This is a genomic window from Priestia sp. BR_2 (genome assembly GCF_041954005.1).
Taxonomy (GTDB): Bacteria; Bacillota; Bacilli; order Paenibacillales; family Paenibacillaceae; genus Paenibacillus_AQ; species Paenibacillus_AQ lautus_A.
Genome location: NZ_JAVFHM010000188.1, coordinates 219080 through 244678 on the forward strand (window position 1 = coordinate 219080; position 25599 = coordinate 244678).

The following is a 25599-nucleotide window of genomic DNA, read 5'->3' on the forward strand; positions in this document are numbered from 1 at the left end:
CATTTTCAGTCATTGGAAGGACTGCCCTGCACCATTTTCCAGTTCACGATGGAAAAGAGGGCGATGAGCAGGAACATGCCCCAGCCGACGGCAGCGCCATATCCGAAATAGTTGTTCACGAAGGCTTCGCGGTACAGGTAGAGGACGATGGTCATCCCGCCGCCGCTTACGCCGCCGTCATTGCCGACCAGCACTTGCGGCTCGGTGAAGATCTGCATGCCGCCGATGGTTGACGTAATGACCGTAAAGAGAATGATGGGCCTTAGATTGGGAATGGTGATTCTGAAAAAGGATTGAATGCCGGTGGCTCCGTCGATCTTGGCTGCCTCGTACAGAACCGTCGGGATGCTCTGCAGCCCGGCAAGATAGATGATGGCGTTATATCCCGCCCATCTCCATATAACCATGACCGAAATGGCTAACTGAATGCCCCACGTCTTATTCAACCATTCGACAAAGTTGAGGCCGAGCAAGGACAACATATAGTTGAGGAGACCGTAGTTGTTCGAGAAGACCGTGCCGAACACGATGGCAACCGCAACAAGCGAGGTGACGTTGGGCAGGAAATAACCGATGCGAAAGAAGGTGCGGAAACGGACGAACGATGCATTTAGCAGGAATGCCACGACCAGCGCGATGAACAGCATCGGTATCGTGGAGTAAATCCAGATCAGCAGTGTATTGCCGACGGCTCTCCAAAATTCCGGATCGGTCAGCATGAATTGATAGTTATTGAGACCGTTATAGGTCATCTCGCCGATGCCGTCCCATTTTTGAAAGGACAGGAACATGGAAAAGGCGATCGGGAACAGCCCGAAGATGGCAAATAGAATGTAAAAAGGGGATATCGCCAAATATTCTTTGCGGTGCTTCCAGATCTGTGCAGACAGTCGGTCTTGGGATTTCGGATGCTTGGGAACAGGCTTCTGTTCCACGGGCGTGCGATTCAGCATTGGATTATCCATCGTACTGTACCTCCTGTAGCGGTTGGTATTTAAGTACTCCTAACAATCGGAAAGCCATACCTCGCAAAACAAGAACCTTGGTCAGCGCAGCAGTTCTTTTTTGACCCTGGCCAGCGCGTCGGCCCAGGCTTTATCGGGATTTTTGCCCTGAAGGGCAACCGAGGACAGCTCTCGATTGACAATGCCGTTGACATTCGCGAACTTCCCGCCGAAATAAGCCGGCTTAACGTTTCGTGCAGATTCCGAGAACACCTCGCCGGTCGCCTGATTTCCGAAAAATTCTTCGGGTTCCTTCATGACGGGTGCATCCAGCGCGTCTTTGGCGGAAGGGAAGAGGTTGATCTTCTTAAAGGACTGTACCTGATTTTCCGGGTTCTGAATGTATTTCATGACATCAAATGCTTCCTGCGGATATTTACTTGTCTTCATAATGGCAAGGAAGGAACCGCCGTTGTTGCCGTCACCGCCAGGTGCACGGGCTACCCTCCATTTGCCGGTGGTGTCCGGCGCCGCCTGCATGAGTATTTCCTTCATCCAGACCGCACCGACAAAGGAAGCGACCCGCCCGTTGTTCATGGCGGCATTCCACTCTGAGGAAGAAGTGTTGACGTTGGCGCTCAGCTTCATTTGGGAGGCCTTTACCGCCGTATCCCAGGCCGTTTTCATCGAGGATTCCGAAGACTCGCCGATGAACGTTCCATCCTCGGCAAAATAGATGCGATCGGATTGGGCATTGATTTGGGTGTAAATGTTCGTGATGTTATCGAGCATTTTCACTTTTTGATCAAAATGCTCCTGCAGCTTCTGTCCCGCCTCGAAATATTGATCCCAGGTGCCGAGCTGCTCGTGGACATCTTCCGGTTCGGTCGGAAGTCCGGCTTCCTCGAACAAATCCGCTCTGTAGTATAAAGCCGTTGGCCCCGTATCGATCGGCAGGGCGATCATGGCGCCTTCCGGCGTAACGCCGAGCTTCCATTTCCAATCCAGGAAATCCGGTTCGATTTCTTTGGCGCCAAGCTCATACAGATCGTAGAAGCGATCCGAACTCGTAAACAGCTCCGCCACCCAGTCGTTAAATGCGACGATGTCCGGCCCTCCGGAGCCGGCGGCCAGCGTTGTTTTTAATTTCGATTTGAAGTCGCCTCCGATTTTTTGCGCGTCGATGCGGATACCCGGAAACTCCTTTTCAACAGACTTAATCAGCTCATCGTCCAGGCTTCGGTTCCAATACCAAAGTGTAAGCGTTTTCGTTTTTTCGGTTGAAGCATTTCCCGTACAACCGCTGATGATCAAGACAAGAATCAGTAACCCTAAGCTAACCATCCTGCGTGTATTCACTATCGTCAGCCTCCTAACGTGGTGAAGTCGGTGATGCTTAAATCTTATTCAGTTACCAAGCTTGCGTGAGTAAAAATATATGATTACCTTAATACAATAGACTAAAAATTAAAACATCCAAAATAAGGATTTGGCACGTTCCGGCGTATAATTGCCTCCTTCCAATGCACGTTATGTACTGCCGATGTAGTTGAAACACGCATCGCGTGCCCGAACGCTTCCGGACGGCAATGCATGGAACCGCAAAACCTCCTTCCTTTGACTTTCTTATAGAATAGCTTCAAACTATTTTCATTATAAGTTAATATTGTATGGAAAATGAAGTGCTGGATTGGTAAATCCAAAGACCTGATTTTGGGGCACGGCGTGAATCGCTGAACCGCTTCATCCCTGGCTAAAAAGAGACATAGGATGAATATACGAAAAGCAACACCGCCATAACCATAGCAAACCGAAATAAACGAAGTTTGGAGGCCGGCTGATGGCGCAATTTGCATTAATCTCCGACATACACGGAAATATCCCTGCACTGGAGGCAGTTCTTAGGGATATCCAACGCCGCGGAATAGAAACCATCTATTGCCTGGGCGACTTGATCGGCAAGGGCCCGCACGGCGATGTGGCGGTGGATATGGTACGAACCCATTGCCAGCAGGTCATTAAGGGGAATTGGGACGACTTTATTGGCAATGAGACCGATGATCCGTCGCTGCTATGGCATCAGCATAGACTCGGAAGCGAGAGGCTGCAATATCTTGCCGGCCTCCCTTATGTCATAGAATTCATGATGAGCGGTAAATGGGTCCGGCTGTTTCATGCTTCGCCGCGAAGCGTGTACGAACGGATCCAGCCCTGGGATGACCAGGAGAAGCGGGCTACCTTGTTTCACAGCTCCCCGCTGTGCGGCAGCCCGAGAATCGCGGACGTCGCCGGTTACGGCGATATCCATAATGCCTATCACCAGCATCTGGACGGGAGAACGCTGTTTAATACCGGCAGCGTCGGCAATCCTCTTGAATTGCCCGAGGCGTCTTACGTCATTCTGGAGGGAGTCTATGGAAGCGAAGATCCCGCGCCGTTAAACATTCAATGCATCCGTGTGCCGTATCCGATCGAACAAGCCGTGCAGGATGCGTTGGAGTCCGGCATGCCCCACCCTGAATCGTATATTCTCGAGATTCGAACAGGGCGGTATCAAGCGCGAAAAGACTAACGGCATCGGAGACAAAAGGGATAAGCGAACGCCGGAGGCGATCTTTAAGTCCGCATTGCGCGCGTTCGTCTACTCCTGGGTGATAGCAAATTTCGAAGAACCGGCTAAGCCGGCTCTTTTTTATTTTAACGGCAGCATAGTATTACAATATGTTCCATTTAAGGAGGAGGATGATGGATTAAATAGGAATGGGTGTTCTTAAATAGGTCTTTAGAAGGGTAGGGAGCAGGGCGAAGATTCGATATGATTAAACGTAATGGATATTATTGCTGTTTTTGAACGCAGCGATTTGATTTAGGAGGGTATAAGTTTGGTTGAGATTACAGAGACATGGATCGATTCGCAGGCACCGAATAGCGCGGCCATTAAGAACGGGCAAGGTCTGGTAAAAAAAGGACGTTTCTTACAGCTGCATCATTCCGAGGATCAAGCCGTGTTGTTCGGCACCTGTGCCGGCAGCGGAAGTTCCGATTACTTGCCGTCCGCCGATTTTGCGGTGCCGGAGAAGCCGGTCATGCGGTGCACCTGCCCGAGCCGGCAGTTTCCGTGCAAGCATGTGCTTGGACTGCTATATGCTTATGCAGGCGGAGCGTCGTTCACCCCCGCCGAGGTGCCGGAGGATTTGGCCGCCAAGCGGGAGAAGGCGGAGAAGCGGGAAGAGCGCAAGCTCAAAGAAGCAGCCGAAGGAGCAGCACCCAAACCGAAGAAGGTTAACAAATCGGCGTTAAAAAAGAAACTCCATGCGCAGCTGGAAGGCCTGGACGTTCTGGAAAAGCTTATACACTCGTTGATCCGTAACGGACTCGGGACATTGGACAAAAAAGAACATAAGCGGATCCAGGAACATGTGAAGCAGATGGGCAATTATTACTTATCGGGTGCTCAGACGGAACTCCGCCGCCTGGCGCTGGTTCTGTCATCCGAAGACCAGGAGAAAGCTTATACATATGCGGTGGGGCAGCTTGCCGTCATGAACGCAATGATCAAGAAGGGCAGACAGTACCTGACCACAAAACTTGAGGATCCGGATATGAGGCTGGACCACGAGTCGACGATAGAGGAATGGCTGGGGCATGCATGGCAGCTGACCGAGCTGCAGAGCTATGGGTTAGTGAGCGAAGGAGCAGAGCTGGTGCAGCTTTCATTTCTGAGTTATGCCGACGATGCGCGGCTGGAGCATGTGGATACCGGATATTGGATCCAGAAGGACAGCGGCGAAATCCACCGAACGATCCAATACCGTCCTTATAAAGCCGCCAAGCTGATGCGGGAAGAAGACAGCTTCTTTGATAAAGCCCATGTCCCTGTACTGTATCGCTACCCGGGAGATATGAACCGGCGTGTTCGCTTTGAAGAAATGACCTCAAGTCCGGTAACGGAAGAGGATCTGGAATGGATTCGCAACCATGCGGCAGGTTCTTATGCTGAAGCCGTTAAAAAGGTGAAGAACCAGCTCAAGAATCCGCTTAGCGACAGCAACCCCGTCATGCTGCTGCATGTATCCGGGATCGGCCGGAACGCTGAAGGGCAATATGCCATTACGGATGAATCCGGGCAGTCGATCGGGCTGGCCGATGTGTATATGGAACCAACCGTGCCGATGCTGCGGTATTTGCCGGAGGAGAAGCTGAGCGGCGTATCCATGCTGGTTATGTTTGAGCACAACCTTGCGACGGGCCGTCTCTGGGCACAGCCGCTAAGCATCATTACGACGAACGAAATAATCCGGCTATTGTACTAAGCAGGGTAACGAAGGAGGAAAGCGAACATGAGTACGGCATTACTGCAGGAGCTTAACCAAGAGGTTAGGCGTTTATATATCGCCGGCAGCGAGCTCGCGGCAGGCGATTTCCGCCTGAAGCGGCTGCTGCCGCAGTTTCAACAACTGGGAGAACGCGCTCCCGTGTTCAAACGATTGGGCGAAGGAATCCTGGCCTTGATCGAGCCGGATTCCGGGAAGGAAAACCAGTCCGCACAGCTGCTTCAGGATTTAAACCAGCTGCTGAGCTCCGTGCTGCATACGCAAGGAACGACAGCACCCGAGGGAGAACTGTTTCAGGCAGACCATCATCCGGTTTCGCTGTCATCTCATTTATCCTACCGCAAGCTTTCAGCAGTACAGACCGCCCTGACCACGACGGGCAGCGGCCGTTACGAGATCATAGAGGAAGCGTGGAAGGAAGGGGTGTTCCAAGATTTCCGTCTGGTATACCTTGCAATCGAAGCGTTGAATGACCCCTACGTCGAGATTGGCGAGCTCGCGGCCAATGAGATACTGCCGGCGTACGGCCCGGAAATCGTTCCGTTTCTGATGGAAAGCTTTAATCCGGCGGGCGGAAAGCCGGAATCACGCAAGCTGAAGGTGATGGCGGCAGCAGGCGGGAAGGAAGCGCTGGAGCTGATCCGCCAAGCGGCCGAGATCGGTAGCGACGAGGTGCGGTGCATGGCGATCAAATTGCTTGCGCCGTACGAAGAGTTTGAAGCGGATCTGATGGAATGGAGCAGGAGCAAGAAGAAGGTCATCCGCGAGGCGGCCTACGGCGCGCTGGCCGAGAACGGTTCCGATCAAGCCGTGGGGCGGTTGTATGAAGCTGCTCAAGGAAAAGACAAAGAGCTGGTGAATCCTGCCTTAGGCAGATGCCGTTCCGACCTGTTGACGAATTGGCTTGTACGAGACTTGTCGGCGGAGCTTCAATCGGTTTCCGAATCCCTGGGCGACAAGCAAAAGCTGGAGGAAAGCTGGATCAAGGTGAAACGCTGTTTGTGGGCCCTGCACGACAAACAAAATCCGGAGCTCGAGGAGCTGTACCGGAACGTGCTTCAGCAGTATGCCTTATACATCAAGTCTCTAGGATGGACCTATCTGATGAATGAAGCGGTCATCTACATGAATCGCGTGGATTCCGGGGAAGCCAGGGAACTGCTGCGCCAAAATGCGGAGAATGATATAGAGCAATATAGACACAGCGGCTCTTATGTCCGCGAGGTATTCCAAAAAGCAACGCGCGTGCTGCCGCCTGAACGCGTATATGAACAATACAAGGACGTTCTGTTGCAAGGCTTCGCCTCGTCGCCGCTCAGCAACGCGGCCAAAGAGCGGAAAAAGCTTTTGGATACCCTATCTGATCTGGTAATCACCAGGCAGTATAAGCCTTATGAGGAAGTAATGCCGTTTGCGGGCAAGGAGAGCTACACGTATTACGTGGAGATGCTCCCGCAAGAGCAGCTGCTGGCGTGCTGGGATGACAGATGGCTGGAGCTGTTGATCGAGCAGGATGAGCTGGCGCTGGTCAGCGCGTTCGCCCGCCGGGGACATCGGAAAGCTGAATCGTATTTGCTGGCAAAGCTGCAGAATTCGCCGGAATTCCGCAACCGGTTTGCCAATCTGATTATTATGGGTCTTGTTCGTACTGGCATAAAGGATGAAGAGCTGTTTGAAGCTGTTGTGGCCGCTCTTGAGGATAAGCGCAATCAGGACTGCTACATGATCGAGCCTTTTACATTCTCGCAGCTGTGCCGGTTGCCTGCAGATTATCATGACCGCGTTCATGCGGTCCTGGGCAACTACAAGGACAACGCCGAGGATCAGCTTCGATATATCCTTCGCAAGATGAAAGAACAATAAATATTAAGGAGTGGAACCATGGGAGCAGGTCAAGAGCAATTGGAAGATATCATGCGTCAGCCCGCGGAAATACTGTTTCGTCATGAGCTGGAAGCGCTGCGCAAGGAGGATACCGGGAAAATTCCTGCCGGATGGCAGATGTCCCCTCAATCCGTACTCAAATTCATCGTTGGCGGCAAGGCCGGCAAGACGGAAATCACGCCTAAATATATCGGAAACCAACGACTGATCGAGATGGCGGTCGCTACCCTGGTAACCGACCGCGCCCTGTTATTGATCGGGGAACCGGGCACGGCCAAATCCTGGCTGTCCGAAAATCTGGCGGCAGCAATCTATGGAAATTCCGGATTGGTCGTACAGGGCACGGCTGGAACAAGCGAAGAACACGTGCGGTATTCCTGGAACTACGCCATGCTGCTTGCCCAAGGCCCAACCCCCGAAGCGCTGGTGCAGAGCCCGATCATGCGGGCGATGGAAGCGGGCGGGATCGCCCGGTTCGAAGAGATTTCCCGCTGCGCCTCGGAGGTACAGGATGCCCTCATCTCCATTTTGTCCGAAAAGACGATATCGGTGCCTGAACTCGGAAAAGAAATGAATGCCCGAAAAGGCTTCTCGATTATCGCTACAGCGAATACGAGAGACCGCGGGGTCAATGAGATGTCGACCGCGCTGAAGCGCCGTTTCAACATCATCGTGCTTCCGGCTCCTGCGGATCTGGAAACCGAAATCGAAATCGTGAAGAAACGGGTGTCGGAGATTGCTTCCTCTTACGATCTTCAGGCTGCTGCTCCTGCAGATGAAGCACTGCTTAAGGTAGTTACCATCTTTCGCGAGCTGCGCAGCGGCATGACCCTGGATAAAAAGGAAAAAGTGAAGTCTCCTGCCGGGGTAATCTCGACGGCTGAAGCGATTTCGCTCCTGACCAACAGCATGGCGCTGGCAGCCAGCTTTGGCAGCGGGGAGCTCACCGACGAGGATTTGGCAGCAGGACTTCAAGGCGCGATCGTGAAGGATGATGATAAGGACCGGCTCGTGTGGAAGGAATATCTCGACAACGTGATGAAAAAGCGCGGTGCCGAGTGGCGGAGCTTATATCAAGCATGTAAGGAGATAAACAAGTGAATGCCGCCGGCATCCATGTTTTTGGCGTTCGGCATTTGTCACCCGCCGGTGCGAAGCATTTAGTAGATTTTCTGGATGAGATCGATCCCACCGCCGTCCTCATTGAAGGACCGTCTGACGCTAGCGGGGAAATCCGGCATCTGGTCCATGCCACGACAAAGCCGCCGGTTGCCATATTGGCATTTACCGAAGAAGTGCCGGTACAAACCGTACTTTGGCCTTTTGCGGTATATTCTCCGGAATATCAGGCGATGAAATGGGCGCAGAAGCATGGAGCCTACGCCGCATTTATCGATCTGCCGTCGTCCTCAGCCGTATGCCTTCAGGAGCTCCGCCGCAGCCCGGTAGGCGGTTCTGGCGGGGAAGAGTCCGAAGACGGGAAGCCGGGAAGCGTTTCAGGTGCAGCAGAGCCGTCGGATGATAGCCTGCCGGCCGGAAAATCCGTATATGAGCGGATAGCCGAGCTTGCTGGCGAATACGATTACGATATGTACTGGGAGCGGAGTTATGAACATAATTTAAACGCGGGGTCTTACCGGCAATCCATAACGGCTTTTTCCGGGCATATGCGAGAGCTTTCGGAGGAGAGAGAACGGCTTGAGGATACAGTGGAGTACGCCTACAATGCCGTTCGGGAGTCTTACATGCGCCGTCAGATTGTTGAAGCGATTGCGGCGGGGCATGAGCCCGAACGCATTGTAGTCGTCTGCGGGGCATACCATGCCCCTGCCCTTAGCGATTTGTCTAACCCGATGAGCGACGAGGAATTAACTCAGCTGCCTTCCCGGGCAACCAAACTGACCCTGATGCCATACTCTTACTATAAACTGTCGTCTATTTCCGGCTATGGCGCAGGAAATGCGGCTCCCCATTATTTTGAAATGATGTGGGAACGGATGCTGAAGGGCGCGCTAACGGAATTGCCGCATCAGTATTTATCCTTGGTGGCGGGCTCGATGAGAAAGAAAGGGACCCACCGGTCAACGGCAGAAGTGATCGAAGCCGTCCGGCTGGCGGAGTCGCTCGCCGCGCTCCATGGGGGCGGCATCCCCACCTTGCGGGATTTGCGGGATGCGGCCCAGACGCTGCTTGGGCGCGGTGAGCTTGCCGTCGTGGCAGAGGAGCTTGCCCGAACGGATATCGGCACGGCGATCGGCGAGCTGGCCGAAGGCGTCAGCCAGACGCCGATCCAGGACGACCTGAACCGCCAGCTCAAAAGGTTGAAGCTGGAGAAATATAAATCGGTTGTGGCCAGCGATGTAATTCTGGATTTGCGCGAAAACCGGAGGGTTGCTTCGAAAGAATCCGCCTATCTGGATTTGAACCGTTCCTTCTTGTTTCACCGCTTGAAGCTGCTGGGGATTGACTTCGTCAGCGCGAGGCCGAGCGGGCAGGAGCAGGCGGCGTGGGCGGAGCACTGGGTTGTGAAATGGACGCCTGAGGTTGAAATCCAGGTCGTGGAGTCCACGCTGCTGGGAGAGACGGTAGAAGTAGCCGCCGCTTATATGCTCCAACAGAAGCTGGCGGACTGCAGCTCGATTGCCGAAGCCTCTTCGCTTATCCGAATCGCCTATGAGTGCGGGATGATTCACCAGATGGAAGCAGGCAGGCAGACCCTGCAGAAGCTGGCTGTGGACAGCCGTGATGTCGTACAGATCGCGGCCGCTTCCCGGTCGTTATCCGTGATGATCCGTTATGGCGGGGTCCGGCGAATGGATACGGAGCCGTTAGTGCCGCTGCTTCAGCAGCTGTTTATGCGCGCTTGCTTGTTCCTGCTTGATGGCAGCCAGTGCAGCGATGAGGTGTCCGGCTCGATGATCACCGCTATGAATGAGCTGAACAGCGTTGCGATGGAGCATGCCGAGCAGGTAGACGAGGAACTTTGGCTGCAAGAGCTTCGGCATTTGTCGGAAAGGGATGATCTCAATGCCCGTCTGTCGGGGTATGCCTGCGCGGTCTTAATGGAGCGGAACGCGATTTCCGCGCAGCAGTGCGCCGAAGAAGTTTCGCGCAGACTCTCCCCCGGCATTCCGGCCGATTTGGGGGCTGGATGGTTCGAGGGCTTATCGATGCGGAACCGTTATGCCCTGCTATCACGGTTAAGCTTGTGGGAGCAGCTGAATGAATACATCCTGTCCCTGGACGATGAGGAGTTCGCGCGCGCCCTTGTTTTTCTGCGCAGGGCGTTCAGCAGCTTCTCGCCCAAGGAAAAGACGATGATAGCAGAGCTGCTTGGCGAACTTTGGGGCGTGAACGCAGAGCAGGCCGCCGAGATTTTGACCGGTGACTTGAAGGAGGAAGAAGCAAAAATGCTGGACGAATTGAATGATTTTGATTTTGAGGATTTTTAGGCTATGAGCAGTATGCAAGAATCCAACCAAGTATCGCGATGGCGGCTCATTCTGGGCCAGTCGGCAGAGTCTCAGCTCGCGGGCTTCAGCCCCGACGGGAGCATTCAGCTGTCGGAGGAAGAACGCATCATGGACCGCGCGCTTGCTGCAATATACGATAATACGGACGGCGGGACGGATGCAGGCAGCGCGCCCTCGGGACAGCGGGGAGCCGGACAGGGGAAGTCGGCCCCTCGGCTCGCGCAGTGGCTGGGTGACGTCCGCTCCTTTTTTCCGGAAGACGTGGTGTCCATTATCCAGAATGATGCCATGGAACGAAAAGGCTGGAAGCAGCTGCTTTTTGAGCCCGAGGTGCTGGCTACGGTCAAGCCGGATATACAGCTGGTCGGCACGCTGCTGTCCCTGAAGGGGAAAATCCCCGAGAAAACGAAGGAAACGGCACGCCAGCTGGTGAAGGCGGTTGTGGATGAGCTGGTTCAGCGCCTTCACGAGGATATCCGCCGGGCGGTGACCGGGGCCTTGAACCGCAGGCAGCATACGCCGCTCCCTTGGCTCAGCGGGATCGATTGGAAGCGGACGATACAGCGCAATCTGAAAAACTATGATGCGGACCGCAAACAGATCGTGCCGGAGCGTTTTTACTATTTTGACAGAGCCAAACGGAGCAAGGAATGGACCGTCATCGTGGATATCGACCAAAGCGGTTCCATGGCGGAATCCGTGATCTGGGCTTCGGTTGTAGGATCCATATTTGCCAGCATTCCCTCGCTGGACACCCGCGTGGTGGTTTTCGATACGGAAGTCGTTGATCTGACCGAGCAGTGTGCCCATGACCCGGTGGATATGCTGTTCGGGATCCAGCTCGGCGGCGGGACGGATATTCATAAATCGGTCGCTTATTGCGAGCAGTTTATCGAGGAGCCGAAAAAGACGCTGTTCATCATCATTTCAGACCTGTATGAAGGCGGCAATCAGGCCGGACTGATCCGGCGCATGCGCGAATTGCGGGAAGCGGGGGTCAAGACGATGTGTCTTCTCGCTTTATCCGACGAGGGTAAACCCTTCTATGACGAGCAGGTAGCCAAACAGCTGTCCCGGGACGGCACCCCTTGCTTCGCATGCACTCCTGCGCTTCTTCCGCAGCTGGTGGAGGGCGCCCTCAAAGGGCAGGATTTGGCGGAGCTCGCGAAGCGGATTGGCACCAAAGGGATATAAACGCTGATCCAGGGCGGGGTGCTTTAAGCCCAAATCCGGTTCGCTTGTTAGATGACCGACTAAAAAGACCTCACCGTGATCCCGTAAACAACGGATCATACGTGAGGTCTTCTGCATGTTATTATGATTGGTTTTCGGTGTTTTGACCCGCGTTAGGCTGCTGCTGTTCAAACACCTCGGCTGCTTCTTCGGCAGAGAACTCGGTGTCAAATTCACCTGGAACCGGCATTTTGTTCAATTTCGTAGTCTGGACTTCCGCTTTTGTCGGTTCGTTGCTGTTACGGTTTTGTTCGCTCATAGTGGCACCTCCTTATGCTAGTACGACTTCTGTATTTTGCCAAGGATGCCTAAATTTTATGCAAAAAGGGCAGCAACAGCATCCGGCGGCATGTTCGGCACGAAGCTGACCGTTTCTCATGTTCATCGATGATAATAGAATTTCGTATTCAACGAATGCCTGTTTCTCTGCTATCATAGGGATAATCCTTTCAGGATAGACGGAGATCAGGCAGTACATACAGAACGGAGGATGTACGATGAGCAAGTCCTATACGTTCTACCCCCTTGGGGATTCGGCCGTCCTCATTCAATTTGCGGACTTCGTGAGCGAGAAGGTGCATCGTCAGGTCACAGACATGACGAGGCGATTGGAACGGGAGCCATTTATGGGCTGGATCGAATGCATCCCGTCGTTTACGAGCATCGCGGTTTACTACGATTATCATAAGATCGAAAAGCCTGACGGATTCGATACGGTATTTGCATATGTATGCTCGATGCTGGAACAGCGGATGGAGGCGAACACGGCAGACGAGAACCGGAGGCCTTACGAGGTTGTCGATATTCCGGTTTGTTACGGAGGCGAATTCGGGCCGGATTTGGACGAGGTGGCCCGGAAGAATCATCTGTCGCCCTTGGATGTCGTCAAGATTCATTCCGGGCAGGATTACTTGATCTATGCCATCGGTTTCGCCCCCGGGTTTCCGTATGTAGGAGGAATCCCGGAGCAAATCGCAACCCAGAGGAGAAAGACGCCCAGACTGCGAATACCGGCTGGTTCCGTTGGAATCGCCGGGACGCAAACCGGCATCTATCCGATTGAAACGCCGGGCGGCTGGCAGATTATCGGCCGGACGCCGCTCGCATTGTTTCGTCCCGGCGCCGAGCCGCCAACGCTGTTGAAAAGCGGGCAGTATATTCGGTTCCGGCCCATTCAAGCCGAGGAATACGAGCGGTTAAGGGAAGTGAGACTATGAGCATGACCGTCATCAAGCCGGGTCTGCTGGCGACTCTTCAGGATTCAGGGAGACGGGGTTACGGCAGGTACGGTATCATTACGGCTGGAGCCATGGACGACTATGCCTATCGGCTTGCCAACCGACTTGTCGGCAATGAGGGCGAACACGCCGTTCTGGAGATCACATGGTCAGGATTGGCCGTTGAATTTCACGACAATTGTTGGATTGCCCTTACAGGCGGGGATTTATCGCCGCTAATCGATGGCGTAAAGGTGCCCATGTGGCGCCCGGTGCTGGTCAAAGCGGGGCGTGTGCTGAGCTTTCAACAGCCGGCAGCGGGGTGCCGCGCTTATATGTCCGTATCCGGCGGATTTGATGTCCCGCCGGTCATGGGCAGCCTCAGCACGTATTTAAGGGCAGGTATCGGCGGATATGAGGGAAGAGCGCTCAAGCAAGGGGATACGCTGCATGCCCATCCTTCCCGGCTTCCGGTGGATTCGTCTGAACGAAACCTTCATGTTGACGATTCCGGCGGCTTTCTCACCGCGAAATGGTCCGTTTCTGCTTCAGGGTATGACTTCACCGGGCAAGATGCGGTGGTGCGCGTGCTGAACGGACGTCAATTCGATGATTTTGACGACGACAGCCAGCAAGCGTTGTTCCGGGATCGGTTCACCGTTACTCCGCAATCGGATCGTATGGGCTACCGATTGTCCGGTCCGCCGCTGACATTAAGGCAAGCAAAGGAATACATATCCGAGCCGGTTGCTCTGGGAACGGTACAGGTTCCCTCCGATGGCCAGCCGATTATTCTGATGGCGGATCGGCAGACGCTTGGCGGCTATCCCAAAATCGCGCAGGTGGCTTCGGTCGATATTCCGCTGATCGCCCAGCTGCCGCCAGGCGCCAGCATCCGTTTTGCGGAAATTTCCTTGGCGGAAGCGGAACGGCTATACGCGGCCCGCGCCCGGGAGCTTCGAATGATGGAAGCGATGATCAAGCATAAATTAAAGGAGTGGTGATTTCGCCATGGTTCGAGTGGACCTGAACTGCGATATGGGAGAGAGCTACGGAGCTTACAAGCTGGGCAACGATAAGGAGCTGCTTCGAAGCATCACCTCGGCTAACATCGCTTGCGGGTTCCATGCAGGCGATCCGGCCGTCATGCGGGCAACGGTGCGTCAGGCGGTCGAGAGCGGCGCCGCCATCGGCGCGCATCCGGGCTTGCCCGATTTGGCCGGTTTCGGAAGAAGAAGGATGGACATTACGCCCGTTGAGGCTTATGACATGGTCACCTATCAGGTGGGGGCCTTGATGGCTTTTGCGATACAGGAAGGAGCCGGGCTTCAGCATGTAAAGCCGCATGGAGCCCTTTATAATATGGCAGCAGCCTCCAGGCCCCTGGCAGACGCGATTGCCTCCGCCATCAAACAAATCGATCCGACCCTCATTCTGTTTGGATTGGCAGGCAGCGAGCTGATCGCGGCAGGGGAAGCAGCAGGGCTTCGAACAGCCAGTGAAGTGTTTGCGGACCGCACGTACCAGGACGACGGCTCCCTCACGCCGAGGAATCGGCCGGATGCCGTCATCACCGATCCCGAAGCTTCCGTCGCGCAGGTGGTGAGGATGGTTAAGGAAAACGTGGTGGTATCCTTGACCGGCAAGCTGATCCCGATAACAGCGGACACCGTTTGCATACATGGAGACGGTGCGCACGCATCGCTATTCGCCACCACCTTGCGATCCCGGCTTGAAGCCGAGGGCGTCAACGTACAAGCGATCCAATCGTAATGATCAGTTAAATATTTACGAATGACCCAGGCAGCTTACATAACGAGTACAGGAGATATGCCATATGTTAAAAATATTAATTTCAGGCTTTGAGCCCTTTGGCGGGAGTTCCGTCAATCCTACGGAGAGACTGGTTGAGGAGATCCGGCAAGAGGTCTTTCCTGGGGCCGAGATCCGGACGCTGCTTCTTCCCGTGCATTACGACGAATGCGCGGACATTCTGCTGCAGGAGATGAAGGCATGCGAACCCGATGCGGTCATCGCTTGCGGCGTGGCGGGGGGCCGGACCGCCATTACGCCGGAACGGATCGCGATTAACATCAAGGACATACCGCCGGATTCGACGATGACGGATAACCGGGGTGCACGGCCGCAAGACGAGCCTATAGACGTTGACGGACCGGACGGATTATTCTCAACCCTTCCGATCCGTTTGATGGTCGACCGGCTGAAGGAAGCAGGGATACCGGCAGCGGTATCCAATACAGCCGGAACGTATATTTGCAACAATACGATGTATGCGATTCTGAATGAAATCCGGCGCGAGCAACGGTCTGCTATTGCCGGCTTCGTGCATTTTCCGGCTTCGACGGAGATGGCCGTGGAGAAGCCGTCCCTGCCGACCCTATCGCATGAAACGATGCTGAAGGGCCTGCGGATCATCGTTCAAGCAACGATCGATGAATTGAATGGACGTGCTTAAGGGCTTTTTAAAAGCTCGTTCGACAAGTGTTACATCGAACCAGGCCATATTCAGATAAACCAGAAATCCCGCACCCCGTCTTCCATGGAAACATGGCATGAAGGGATGCGGGATTTTTTAAGACAACGATACGCATAGATTCGAAGCAAGGACCCTGCGGATATCGTCGTTAGTCGACTTGATCTTCGATCACCGGCACGCAAGGAGAGAGGAACGCGTCGCGCTGCTCCTGTAGTTGTCCGCGTGCCAGTACTTGAACCCGGAACTCGTTATCGTAGCCTTCCAAGTTCTCATCGTCCCGGGTGTACAGCAAACCGTATGAACCGGGAGCGATTTCGCCAATCAATTGGTACAACGCTACAATCTCGGCAGCTTCGGCTCCCTTGCGGTTGGTAAACCCGCCGACATGAAGATAATATGAGCCGTTGGCCGCATTTAAGGATAACAAGCCGCTGCCCCATGCGAATTCGGTAATTTTAAGCTGTATTTTCTGAATGATCATATCGAGCTGCCCGGCATCCGCTTCCGCAGGACTCTCTTGAATGGTAGCCCAGCCGTGAAATTCGTACATGAAAGCTCACTCCTTGTCGTTATAATGGATCGGTATCGATGTGGACTTCTATTCCATATCTTTGGCTGTATTCATGCAGTTTGTCAATAACCGATTGGGCAGGCTCCCCTTCAAAATGATAATAGACCTTTCTGCCGGTTTGCTCGGCAGCTTCGAAGGTCGCTTTCATTTGATCGCGCACCTTTTTGTTCACCTGCTGGAGGGCAGGCTTGGTCTGGGCGATGTATTCATCGCTAATCGCGTCGAATTCCCGGCCGATGGGATCGGAATCAAACTTCATTCTTGATTCTCCGCCGAGCCGTTCCGCCAGCGCATCGGCGGCCGCGTCCGGCTTGTTGACCTTCTGCAGCTCCCCGGAATATCTCGGTGCCTCTTGGGGGGTGTCGTTTGATTCGTCAGGCTTTTCGTTATCGGGTTTGTCACTCGGCTTATCTTCATCGGGCTTTTCGTTATCCGGTTTATCTTGATTCGGTTTGTCTTCGTCCGGCTTATTATGCTCATGGTCATCGTCAGGCTTCCGTGGATTCTCTCGCGGTTGTTCATGGGGCCCATCCGGCTTTTCGCGCGTCTTCGAGCCGAATTTATCGGTGAGCGAATCCAACCATCTTCTTGCCCGCGGGCCCAGTTTATTGGACAGCCACGAGAGGCCTTTGCCTACCGGGATCCGGCTGAGGATCACGGCTAGCACGGCAGCGGCCGCGTTTTGAGGAGAAAGCAGCTTCTTCGGATCGCGGATGTATCCAGCGATTTCGTGTCCCCCTGCGGCAATGCCGGCACCTGTCATGGCAATGCCGAGTGCTGGCCAGAAGCTGACAAACAGCAGGGACAGGGCAAAGGCGCCCAGTATGATGCCCGCTTGTTCCCAGCCGCTAAGCCGATCCCACCAATTCTGGAGGGAGTCGAACAGGCACGCAAAGCAGGAGGAGTCCGCTGCCGTCATGAAATCGCCAACGCTGGCTAGGATCCCGGCAGCTAGCATGAGGATTCCGATGGCTCCCAGAACGGCAGAATACTTTCTTACATTGTCCTGAACCTGATCCCTTTGGCCCGCGGCTTCGAGATTGCCGTACAGCAGCGAGTATCCGAGCTCGCGCCGCTCACGGTAGAAACCGATCAAGTAGCCCAGGCGTTTCCGGTCCGTAAACAAAGCCCGCGTCATCTGCCAAAGCTCCGTTAACGGATTGATGAGGGCTTCCCCCTTAAGCACAGGCAGTCGGTCGCGTATTCGATGCAGGTCCCAGTAGTCGATGAACAAGCCGAGAACAAGCAGGGTCAGGAAGAATCCTTCGGTTCGGTAGCCCTCCCCGGTCCACTCATGAAGGGCAAGTATCCAATCCGGCAGCCGATTCTGGCCATTCCAGGCCGCGTGATTCAGGATAGCCCAGAGCAGCAGGATCGCCGGAAAAGCATAGGCCCAGCATGTGAGGCGTTTGGAGAAGCGAAAAGCGAGGCCGATGCCGAGCGCGATCATGGCACTATGTACAGGATGCGTAACATTCATCATGGTAGGAATAAAGCTTTCCTCGAAGTAGCCGGGAAACCAATCGAAGAACTCCCAATGCAGCGTTTTGCCGCCAAGAAAAGAAACTCCGTAATTGCTTTGGACCAGCCGTCTAGACAGCTCCTCCATAAATTGAAAGCCAATGCCGGGAGCAGCGCCCAATAATACGTAATCGCCGAGGCTCAATGAAGTGGCTCTTCTTGAAAAAAACAAATATACTGCCAGCGGCAGCAGCTTGTAAATTTCCTCGATGATGGGGGTCATGACGGCAAATGACCATGTGTCGGTCGTCCGTCCTCCGAATATCATATGCAGACCCTGCATGGTCCCGTTGGTCAAGGGAATGACCAAGAGAACGCCCGAGAGAACAAATAAGCTGACCTGCTTCCAGGCGACCGTTTTGCTCCGGCTTAACAGCCAAAATTGCAGCAGCACGTAGAAGGACCATAAATATTGAACAAGCATGGTACGCGATTCTTCGATCAGAACCAGACTTACAACGAGCACCGCCAAGGAAATCCAGGAAAACAAGTGATAAACCTTTGAAAGGATAGGATATTTTCCGATCCATTCCCTTAAGACCCCGTATATCCGCTCCATGGTGTCCCTGACTCTCGTCCGAATAACCGCTATTGACGATGTAATGGAATTCACCCCCCGCTGAATCAACCACAAACTTTCCCATGGCTCCCGATAGACAGTTTGCTATATATTTACACAAATGGTCCTCATAGTGAAACATTTCTTTGATCAGCATATGCGGTTCGAGACGGAGGTAGTGCTGCTCATAAAATAAAACTCCTCTGGCGGCCGGCGGAAGATCCGGTTAACCAGAGGAGAGGGTTCATTATTTATATTTTACGACGATGGCATTGCTGATCTGACGGCCTGGCGTCGTTAAGTAAGAGCCGTTATAATACAATCCGCTGGAGGCCCCGCCATCTAGATTCATCGCTTGGTAGGCACCTGCCTGCTTCATGATTTCCGCCAGTTGGGGAATGGTAGCGCCGCCTGTCGTCAACAAAATCAGCTTGTGGTCCTTCGTGATGCCGAGCGCGCTTCGCGCACCGCCGCCCGTCAGTATCTTCGGATCCTTGAATCCTTCCTTCTTGACGTCCAGCGTCACCTTGCCATTGGTCAACAGACGCGGACCCGCTTGAAGTGCTCCTTCCATACGGCCTGTTTCATATACGGATTTGAAGTCGAGTCCCGGCATCATCGTCGCCAGATTGTTGCTGTCATAGGTGAAGATCGTCCGGTTATCTCCCGAGGCCTTGTGAAAAATATTGCCTTTGCTGACCAAATAACCGTACGGTGCTTTGTACGTTCCCGAAGTATAGGCGTCAAAGAACGTCCCGTTGATGGCAACCACGGCATTGCTGCGCTTCGCTATGCTCCGCAAGTCTTCGACTTTGCCTGCTTTATTGCCTGCCAAAACAACGTCCAGCTCCACCTTCGGATGGAGCAGCGAAACGGTGACGACCTGGGCGCTGAAGGAACGCGCTCCTACTTTAAATGTTTTTCTGGCCGACGTCACGGCCTTGGATGAACCGGTCATCATGTTCCCCGAAAGAACGGGAAGGGTGTTTGACACGCTGCCGTCCGTAATGTTCAGGGTGGATCTGTTATTGCTCCAGGACAGCTTAAGGCCAAGCTGCTGGCTGACAAATTGCAGCGGTACATATGTGGTGCCGTTCTCGGAGAACGGGGCTGCTTTTGCCTGCACCTTTTTGCCGTTTACATAAGCATTCCGACTGCCCAGGTACAGCGTGAGGGCTGTATCGTCTCGTGTGATGTTGAGTTTCTTCTCTGCAGCTGTATAAGCTACCTTTACACCGTCATAGGTCTTGAGTACCCCGACCGAGATGAAGGATTGGCTGTTCTTGTCCACGTAGGCCAAATTTTTGGGGGCGGATGCGGCATAAAGCGGCGTGATGACCGTCAGCATGGCCAGTACAATGATTGCAATGATTCTTTTCATGTTTCCTCTCAAGCTCCTTTGTCTCTATATCTGTATTGGGCGTAGTATTAGTGCCTATATTTTATCGGCTTGCAGGGACTATTTGTTTAGGACAAAAGTCCATGTTCATGGCACGGCGTTGTAAAAAAATTCCGATCACCCATTGACAAAGAAGCTCATCTCTTATATGGTTAATTACATGAGTAACTAACCAATTATGTAACGAGGTTATAAACGAAAGTTGGTGAGGTAAATGGCATTTCAGATTGATGACAGCAGACCGATATTCATGCAAATTGCCGACAAAATTGAAGACGACATCATCGAAGCACGACTGCCTGAGGAAACGCAGGTTCCATCAACGAATCAGTTTGCAGCCTTTTACCAGATCAATCCGGCTACAGCTGCCAAAGGGGTTAATCTGCTGGTCGATCAAGGAATTTTGTACAAGAAACGGGGGATTGGCATGTTTGTAGCTTCTGGAGCTCGTGAACTGCTGATGGAGAAGCGCAAGACGGAGTTTTATGAACAGTATGTGGTCGCCATGGTTAAGGAAGCGGCCAAACTTGGGATTACCAAAGATCAATTGTCGGAAATGATTCGCAGAGGGGAGCAAGACTGATGAGCCAAACCGTGATCGAAGTTAAGAATTTGAGCAAGGCATACAAGGATGCGAAGGCTGTCGATAATGTAAGCTTTACCATCGAGGCGAATAAGATCTATGGATTGCTGGGCAGGAACGGCGCGGGCAAAACGACCATCATGCAGATGATAACGGCGCAGCTGTTCCCGAGCCAAGGGGAGATTCGCGTATTCGGAGAACATCCATACGAAAATCATAAGGTGATCCGGCAGGTATGCTTCATTAAGGAAGGCCAGAAATATCCGGATATCTTTACGGTCAAGGACGTTATGGGAATTGCCGCCAACGTTTATCCGAATTGGGATGCGGCATATGCGAATAAACTGATCGAGGTTTTCCGGCTGCCTATGAAACGACTCGTAAAGAGATTGTCCCGCGGCATGCTCTCATCGGTAGGCATCATCGTCGGACTCGCCAGCCGCGCGCCCATAACGATCTTTGATGAACCTTATCTTGGACTGGACGCCGTGGCCAGGGAGCTGTTCTATGATCATCTGATCGAGGATTACACGAATCATCCGCGCACGATTATTCTGTCCACGCATTTGATTGATGAGGTCAGCAGATTGCTGGAGCATATTATCGTCATTGATTCCGGCCGAATCTTACTTGATGATACTACGGATGACTTGCGGGGGCGTGCGTTTAAGATCGTCGGTCCTTCCGGAACGGTTGAATCGTTTATTCAAGGGCACGAAGTGATACATCGGGAATCGTTCGCTTCCATGTTGTCCGTCACGGTGATGGGAAGCGCGACAACGAGGCTGCAAAAAGAGGCGGAGGAATTGGGCTTGGAAACAACCCCCGTTTCCCTTCAACAATTGATCGTATATTTAACTAAGCGCGAAAAGGTGGGGGTCCAACCATGAACGGAATTCCTGGCGTAATCCATATTTATTCGAGACAGAAACTATCCTGGTTTTACTTGCCCTGGGCCATCACGGCATTCAGCTTTCTGGTCAATTACATTATTAGCGTAATGGTTAATGGTGAAGCGATCTATGCCGGGGGTTTGGCAACGATCTTTATCTATGTGTTTATCGCGGCTCTGGTATCGGTGCTCCAGCTGTTTCCCTTCTCCCTCGGATTCAGCATTCGAAGAACGGACTTCTATCTGGGCTCTGTTCTGATGGTGGTATCGTACAGCGTCTTAACGTCGATTATATTATTGGCATTAGCCGAAATAGAAAGCTTAACGAGCTCTTGGGGAGAACGGTTATCGTTCTTCAAACTGCCGTATTTGAATGACGGCACGTTATTCGAACAATTCATCATTTATTTCATTTTGCTGCTTACCTTTGCCTTTATCGGGATAGGAATCGGCGTGTTCTATCTTCGTCATCGCGGCATCAAGACCTTTGTTATGTTCGCGGCCTATTTCATTCTATTGTCGGGGGCCAGCGTTCTGGTCACCCACTACGGCTGGTGGGGGCAAGTGATTGACTGGGTTGTCAGATACACTGCCTTTGAATTGTCCCTGTGGCTCATTCCCATCTCGGTTATCCTCGCACTCTCCAGCTACCGCTCGATTCGTAAAAGCTCGGTGTAAAGGCAAAAGACGTCCGATTACTCGGACGTCTTTTTGTTGTCTTTGTGTTTGTTAAACGCCTTCGATCCGGCAAGGGTCGTGCCCGGCGGGTACGAAAGCTGCGGGTGTTTGGAAGTGCCTATAAGTTGCGATGTGTATATGCCGGAGTGACCGGAAAAGAGGTAGCTGATGACGCAGGCCATAAACATATACACCGCGCCTTCACCGCCGAACAGCTCGATTCCCATAATAAAGCAAGCAATCGGGGTGTTTGTCGCTCCGCAAAATACCGCGATGAAACCTAAAGCAGCCAAGAAAGGGGCATGCAATCCGATCCACTCCGACAATGCGCTGCCCAGCGTTGCCCCGATAGCAAATAACGGGGTGACTTCGCCTCCCTGGAACCCTGCTCCGAGCGTCAGCGAGGTAAAGATAATTTTGCCCAGAAAAGCAAAAGGCGAAACTTCGCCAGCGAAGGCCGCTTCAATCAGCGGGATGCCCAGTCCCAGATAATCGCGGGTTCCGAGCAGGTAGACCAGCCCAATGATGATGACGCCTCCTGCAGCGCTTTTGACCATCGGATTGTGAAAAACATAACCGTACCACCGCTTGAGCGAATGGGTTAGCTCACTGAACAGCCGGCTTGTCAGACCGAATAGCAATGAGGCGAAGACGACCTTCATGATCACCATAAAACCCAATGCCGGAATATCTCCGATCGGATAATGCAGATGGCTGACGCCCCATAAAGAGGTAGCGGTCAGGTTTCCGACCATACTGGCCGCGAATGCAGGCAGGAGAGCCTGATGCGAGACCAGCCCGATGGCCAGGACTTCAAGCCCGAACAGCGTGCCGGCCAGCGGCGTGCCGAAGATCGATCCGAAACCGCCGCTGATTCCGCAGATCAACAGTATTTTTCGATCCGCCGGCGTTACGCGGATAAGTTTGCCGAGCCACTCCGACAAGCTGCCCCCCATCTGAACGGCGGTGCCTTCACGACCTGCCGACCCCCCGAATAGATGGGTGATTAAAGTACCGATCAGAACCAACGGCGCCATTCGCAATGGAATGCTTTCGGTTCCGCCATGAATTTGTTCCAAAATAAGATTATTTCCCTTGGCACTGCTCTTGCCGAACTTGTAATAAAGGAAGCTGACTGCGGCACCTCCCAAGGGAAGAAGGTATAACAGCCATGGATTTCCCAAGCGAAGGGAGGTTACGTAGTCCAGACTGTAGAGAAAGAAGGCGGAGGCACTGCCCGTCATCAATCCCACGAGGCTTCCCAGAACGACCCATTTGATGAAGTAACCGGATAACAAGGCCAATGACCGTTTCCCGGCGCTTTCAATCCATTTTTTCTTCATGCAAGCTCACCCGTTTCTATAGATTCGCCGCTAACCCCCCTATACACAAACAGACTCCTACCAGGAAAGCGACCTCTGGTAGGAGTCATTAGCTATGGAAGCAGTTATGGCGAACTCCATCGCCTCATTCAATTAGCATTTATTGTAATGGACCGGCGGCTTATATGTCAACAGACAACAAATCAGGGTTTAAACGAACGCTTAATTCGGATTGCTGCGATAGACCTGGAAAAAAGTGCTTGACTTGGACATGGACTTTTTTCCAAGGAGAAATTCAAATTGTCCATGGACGAAGAAAGGTGTCTATTTTATAGTTACCAATGATAATGATAATCAATATCATAAAATTGAGGGGAAAATGATGTCATCAAACACGTCCAATCCAAGTATTACGGATGCCAAGACCCACGCCAATATCAAAGGGCGCCCATGGGCTGCGACCCTGATTCTTACCGGGGGCGTGGCAGCATTGGTGCTTGGCATAGCTTTATCCATATCGCTCGGCGCGGCCGACATCGATCTGCGAAACGTATGGGAAGCGGTGTTCTTCTTTAATCCCGATGTGACGGAGCATCAGATTATTCAGGAGCTTCGGCTGCCGAGGGTCCTCGGCGGAGCGATGGTGGGTGCCTGCTTTGCCGTATCGGGTGCGATCATGCAGGGCATGACCCGAAATCCGCTCGCTGATTCGGGTCTGCTCGGATTAAATGCGGGAGCCGGATTTGTCATTGCGATCTGCTTTGCATTTTTTCCGGGATTGCCGTATATGTACCTGATTCTGTTCTCGTTCCTGGGGGCTGGCCTGGGTGCCGTGCTCGTGTACGGAGTCAGTTCCATGGCAAAAGGCGGTCTCACACCGGTTCGTCTCGTACTGGCGGGTGCGGCGCTGAGCGCTCTGCTAAGCGCGCTGAGCGAAGGCATAGCTTTGTATTTTCAGGTCGGACAGGACATGGCGTTCTGGTATGCCGGCGGTACCGCGGGGATTAAGTGGGTTCATCTGAAAATTATGCTGCCTTGGATAGCTGCTGCTATATTGGGCGCTATTGCATTGTCGCGTTCCATTACCATGCTCAGCCTCGGCGACGATATCGCCAAGGGACTCGGTCAGCGAACGGGACTTGTCAAGCTGGGCGGTACGGTAATCGTGCTGGTGCTGGCTGGGGCTGCCGTCTCGGTTGTCGGTGCGGTAGGCTTCGTCGGTCTGATGATTCCGCACCTTACCCGGAAGCTTGTCGGCGTCGACTACCGGCTCATCATTCCCTGCTCGGCCGTACTGGGAAGCTTGCTGGTCGTCATAGCCGACCTGGCGGCAAGAATGGTGAATCCCCCATACGAGACGCCTGTGGGCTCGATCATCGCACTGATCGGTGTGCCCTTCTTCCTTTACTTGGCACGCAAAGAAAGGAGGGAGCTGTAGATGGATGCCGTTACCCATACCATGCACGAGCGTAAAGGCAGGAAGCGCAAGATTATGACGCTATCTGTCCTGGGTGCATTAATCATTCTGGTATTTCTGATCAGCATGAACACGGGGGTCATTCGCTTATCGCCGCTTGAGGTCATAAAAACCTTGTTTGGCGGCGGGACGGACAAGCAGGAGCTGGTGCTGTTCGAATTCCGCTTGCCGCGGATCGTCATTTCGCTTCTGATTGGTGCCGGGTTGGCGATATCCGGCTGCGTTATGCAGGGCATTTCCCGTAATGAGCTGGCGGACCCCGGCATTTTGGGGATCAATGCGGGAGCCGGATTAATGGTTATGCTGTTCATTTCATTTTTCCCGAGCACGGCGGCTGCCCCGGTCTTTCTGCTGCCGGTACTTGCCCTGATTGGAGCGGGCGGCACCGCCGCATTGATATGCGTGCTGGCATACAAGAAGAATCAGGGCTTTAAGCCGACGGGCCTTCTGTTGACGGGAATCGCCGTAGCGGCCGGCATCAGTGCGGCTATGATCGTGCTGACGCTGCGTTTAAGCCCGGAAAAATATCAGTTTGTTGCCACCTGGCTAGCAGGCAGCATCTGGGGCTCGAGCTGGAAGTTCGTCCTGGCATTGCTCCCATGGATGCTTGTGCTGCTGCCCTTCGTGATGTACAAAGCGCAGGTGATGAACGTTCTCAATCTTGGAGAGCCGACGGCGACCGGACTGGGAGCCTCCGTTACAAGGGAGCAATTGAAGCTGCTGGCAGCGGCGGTCGGACTGGCTGCCTCCTGCGTCGCGGTGAGCGGCGGCATCGGATTCGTCGGGCTTATAGCGCCGCATCTGGCCAGGCGCTTGGTCGGTGCGAAGCATCAAATGCTGCTTCCGGTAACGGCGCTGGTCGGAGCCTTGCTGGTCATCACTGCCGACACTTTGGGCCGCTGGATTATTCAACCGTCCGAGATTCCGACCGGGATCGTGGTTGCCGTGATTGGCGCTCCGTACTTCCTGTACCTGCTTTCCAGGACAAAAGCTTAGCTGCCCAAGATCGCTGGGA

Annotated in this window: 22 protein-coding genes and 1 riboswitch; of the genes, 15 read left to right on the forward strand and 7 right to left on the reverse strand. The window is 53.4% G+C overall.

Annotated elements, in window-relative coordinates:
• Positions 1–5: 5 nt before the first annotated feature.
• Entirely contained in the window at positions 6–965 is a 960-nt protein-coding gene (locus tag RB298_RS11315; protein WP_486047085.1) for a carbohydrate ABC transporter permease, read from the reverse strand.
• An 81-nt stretch (positions 966–1046) separates the two neighbouring features.
• Positions 1047–2303, reverse strand: coding sequence for an extracellular solute-binding protein (locus tag RB298_RS11320; protein ID WP_411551668.1), 1257 nt, complete (start codon positions 2301–2303; stop codon positions 1047–1049).
• 481 nt (positions 2304–2784) lie between these two features.
• Here RB298_RS11320 and RB298_RS11325 point away from each other — a divergent pair, with 481 nt between their 5' ends.
• The 6 genes from RB298_RS11325 (at position 2785) to RB298_RS11350 (ending at position 11829) form a co-directional block, all read left to right on the forward strand.
• Positions 2785–3516 carry a metallophosphoesterase family protein gene (locus RB298_RS11325; RefSeq protein ID WP_277746260.1) on the forward strand — a complete coding sequence of 244 codons (732 nt, stop codon included), beginning with the start codon at positions 2785–2787 and terminating at the stop codon, positions 3514–3516.
• Positions 3517–3826: 310 nt separating this feature from the next.
• On the forward strand, positions 3827–5257 hold the full coding sequence (locus tag RB298_RS11330) for an SWIM zinc finger family protein (RefSeq protein WP_486047086.1): 1431 nt from the start codon (positions 3827–3829) through the stop codon (positions 5255–5257).
• A 27-nt stretch (positions 5258–5284) separates the two neighbouring features.
• On the forward strand, positions 5285–7141 hold the full coding sequence (locus RB298_RS11335) for a HEAT repeat domain-containing protein (RefSeq protein ID WP_486047087.1): 1857 nt from the start codon (positions 5285–5287) through the stop codon (positions 7139–7141).
• An 18-nt stretch (positions 7142–7159) separates the two neighbouring features.
• Positions 7160–8263, forward strand: a complete 1104-nt coding sequence (locus RB298_RS11340; RefSeq protein ID WP_096774286.1) for an ATP-binding protein — start codon at positions 7160–7162, stop codon at positions 8261–8263.
• Positions 8260–10614, forward strand: a complete 2355-nt coding sequence (locus tag RB298_RS11345) for a DUF5682 family protein (protein ID WP_375120178.1) — start codon at positions 8260–8262, stop codon at positions 10612–10614. The genes RB298_RS11340 and RB298_RS11345 overlap by 4 nt, the downstream gene beginning before the upstream one ends.
• Positions 10615–10617: 3 nt before the next feature.
• Entirely contained in the window at positions 10618–11829 is a 1212-nt protein-coding gene (locus RB298_RS11350) for a VWA domain-containing protein (RefSeq protein ID WP_375120177.1), read from the forward strand.
• Between the two features lie 121 nt (positions 11830–11950).
• On the opposite strand, the gene RB298_RS11355 is transcribed toward RB298_RS11350, so the two are convergent.
• Positions 11951–12127: a hypothetical protein gene (locus RB298_RS11355; RefSeq protein WP_009591058.1), complete on the reverse strand. Its 177-nt coding sequence runs from the start codon at positions 12125–12127 to the stop codon at positions 11951–11953.
• 238 nt (positions 12128–12365) lie between these two features.
• Here RB298_RS11355 and pxpB point away from each other — a divergent pair, with 238 nt between their 5' ends.
• The 4 genes from pxpB to RB298_RS11375 all read left to right on the forward strand — a co-directional run bounded on the left by pxpB (position 12366) and on the right by RB298_RS11375 (position 15561).
• Positions 12366–13085 (forward strand): 5-oxoprolinase subunit PxpB, encoded by a 720-nt coding sequence (gene pxpB / locus RB298_RS11360; RefSeq protein WP_096774283.1) that lies wholly within the window; start codon positions 12366–12368, stop codon positions 13083–13085.
• Positions 13082–14089 (forward strand): 5-oxoprolinase subunit C family protein, encoded by a 1008-nt coding sequence (locus RB298_RS11365; protein WP_486047088.1) that lies wholly within the window; start codon positions 13082–13084, stop codon positions 14087–14089. The genes pxpB and RB298_RS11365 overlap by 4 nt, the downstream gene beginning before the upstream one ends.
• A 7-nt stretch (positions 14090–14096) precedes the next feature.
• Positions 14097–14858 carry a LamB/YcsF family protein gene (locus RB298_RS11370; RefSeq protein ID WP_486047089.1) on the forward strand — a complete coding sequence of 254 codons (762 nt, stop codon included), beginning with the start codon at positions 14097–14099 and terminating at the stop codon, positions 14856–14858.
• A 64-nt stretch (positions 14859–14922) separates the two neighbouring features.
• A complete protein-coding gene (locus RB298_RS11375; protein WP_213579052.1) occupies positions 14923–15561 on the forward strand; it encodes a pyroglutamyl-peptidase I in 639 nt (212 codons plus the stop codon).
• 169 nt (positions 15562–15730) lie between these two features.
• Here the strand turns inward: RB298_RS11375 and RB298_RS11380 are convergent, their stop codons facing one another.
• From RB298_RS11380 to RB298_RS11390, 3 genes are all read right to left on the reverse strand, one after another.
• The gene (locus RB298_RS11380) at positions 15731–16132 is read right to left on the reverse strand and encodes an immunity 7 family protein (RefSeq protein WP_096774279.1); all 402 of its coding nucleotides are present in this window, start codon (positions 16130–16132) and stop codon (positions 15731–15733) included.
• A gap of 19 nt (positions 16133–16151) precedes the next feature.
• On the reverse strand, positions 16152–18308 hold the full coding sequence (locus RB298_RS11385; protein WP_452515722.1) for a restriction endonuclease fold toxin: 2157 nt from the start codon (positions 18306–18308) through the stop codon (positions 16152–16154).
• A gap of 172 nt (positions 18309–18480) precedes the next feature.
• A complete protein-coding gene (locus RB298_RS11390; protein ID WP_486047090.1) occupies positions 18481–19614 on the reverse strand; it encodes a phosphodiester glycosidase family protein in 1134 nt (377 codons plus the stop codon).
• A 232-nt stretch (positions 19615–19846) separates the two neighbouring features.
• Between RB298_RS11390 and RB298_RS11395 the strand changes: the two genes are divergently transcribed.
• Genes RB298_RS11395 through RB298_RS11405 form a run of 3 tightly spaced genes read left to right on the forward strand, consistent with a single transcriptional unit; the run spans position 19847 to position 21785 of the window.
• Positions 19847–20215, forward strand: coding sequence for a GntR family transcriptional regulator (locus RB298_RS11395; RefSeq protein WP_009591066.1), 369 nt, complete (start codon positions 19847–19849; stop codon positions 20213–20215).
• Positions 20215–21105, forward strand: a complete 891-nt coding sequence (locus tag RB298_RS11400) for an ABC transporter ATP-binding protein (protein WP_486047091.1) — start codon at positions 20215–20217, stop codon at positions 21103–21105. The genes RB298_RS11395 and RB298_RS11400 overlap by 1 nt, the downstream gene beginning before the upstream one ends.
• Positions 21102–21785 (forward strand): hypothetical protein, encoded by a 684-nt coding sequence (locus tag RB298_RS11405; protein WP_096774275.1) that lies wholly within the window; start codon positions 21102–21104, stop codon positions 21783–21785. Before RB298_RS11400 ends, RB298_RS11405 begins: the two co-directional genes overlap by 4 nt.
• 17 nt (positions 21786–21802) lie before the next feature.
• On the opposite strand, the gene RB298_RS11410 is transcribed toward RB298_RS11405, so the two are convergent.
• Positions 21803–23128, reverse strand: a complete 1326-nt coding sequence (locus RB298_RS11410) for a voltage-gated chloride channel family protein (protein ID WP_486047092.1) — start codon at positions 23126–23128, stop codon at positions 21803–21805.
• 72 nt (positions 23129–23200) lie between these two features.
• Positions 23201–23261: riboswitch (Fluoride riboswitch) on the reverse strand.
• Between the two features lie 228 nt (positions 23262–23489).
• On the opposite strand from RB298_RS11410, the gene RB298_RS11415 reads away from it, so the two are divergent.
• Both RB298_RS11415 and RB298_RS11420 read left to right on the forward strand, forming a co-directional pair.
• Complete coding sequence (locus tag RB298_RS11415) at positions 23490–24545, forward strand: FecCD family ABC transporter permease (protein WP_049788715.1); 1056 nt, start codon at positions 23490–23492, stop codon at positions 24543–24545.
• Positions 24546–25580: a FecCD family ABC transporter permease gene (locus RB298_RS11420; protein ID WP_096774272.1), complete on the forward strand. Its 1035-nt coding sequence runs from the start codon at positions 24546–24548 to the stop codon at positions 25578–25580.
• Positions 25581–25599 lie beyond the last annotated feature (19 nt).